General features: G+C 49.3%; 1 protein-coding gene. It reads right to left on the reverse strand.

Annotated features, from left to right (window positions below; genetic code table 11):
- Window positions 1-1,077: ABC transporter ATP-binding protein (locus tag R8269_RS25975; protein ID WP_318223009.1), on the reverse strand; the 1,077-nt coding region annotated here is incomplete at both ends.

Genomic DNA, 1,077 nt, shown 5'->3' on the forward strand with positions numbered 1-1,077 from the left:
GCTCACTTTGCAGATCTTTTAGCAAGTTCAGAATTTGTGCCTGTACCGACACATCCAACGCTGATGTCGGTTCATCACAAATCAAAAGTCGAGGACGAGTTGCCAGGGCGCGCGCAATCGAAATACGCTGACGCTGACCACCAGAGAATTCATGAGGATATTTCACGCCAGCCATGCGGCCCAAACCAACATGATCAAGCAAATCATTTACGATTTGACGTGTTTCTGCTTCATTCTTGGTGAGTTTATGGAAACGAATTGGCTCGGCAATAATGTCTGCCACCTTCATACGAGGGTTCATAGACGTGTATGGATTTTGGAACACCATCTGCATTTGACGTCGCATCGGACGACGCTCTTTTTCCGACTTCATCGCCGTGAGATCGATGCCTTCAAATTTCACTTGGCCAGAGTTTGGCTCATACAAGCCAGCAATCACGCGCGCGATGGTCGACTTACCCGAACCTGACTCACCCACCAGACCAAACGTCTCACCTTCGTGCACCTCAAAACTCACATTGTTCGATGCCTGCACGTACTCACGGCGGCTTTCAAACAAAGAGTCCTTAGTCACAAACCTTAGGTTGACGTTTTTCACATCCAACAACGGGCCAGTGTACTCACGCTGATCTTGGCTTTGACCCAGCCAGTGATTCTTAATGTCTAGCGACTTCATTTCTGTCGCTTCTTCGATGTAACTCACCAGAGGGAAACGATCGAGCTTTCTGTCTGAGCGAGGAACCGCCGAAATCAAGCTGCGCGTGTATGGGTGATCTGGGTTACCCAACACTTTTGCCGTTGGCCCAAACTCAACAAGATCGCCACGGTACATCACCGCCACGCGGTCTGTAACGTTTGAAACCACACCCATGTCGTGCGTAACCAACATACAACCAACATTGTTTTGGATACACAACTCACGGATAAGATTCAGGATTTGGTCTTGGATTGATACGTCCAGTGCCGTGGTTGGCTCATCGGCGATGATCAGATCTGGCTCACCAGCCAAAGCGATCGCGATAACCACACGCTGACGCATACCACCAGAAAACTGGTGAGGATACTGTTTAAGACGGT

The sequence above is a fragment of the Vibrio sp. Vb0667 genome (assembly GCF_033391095.1).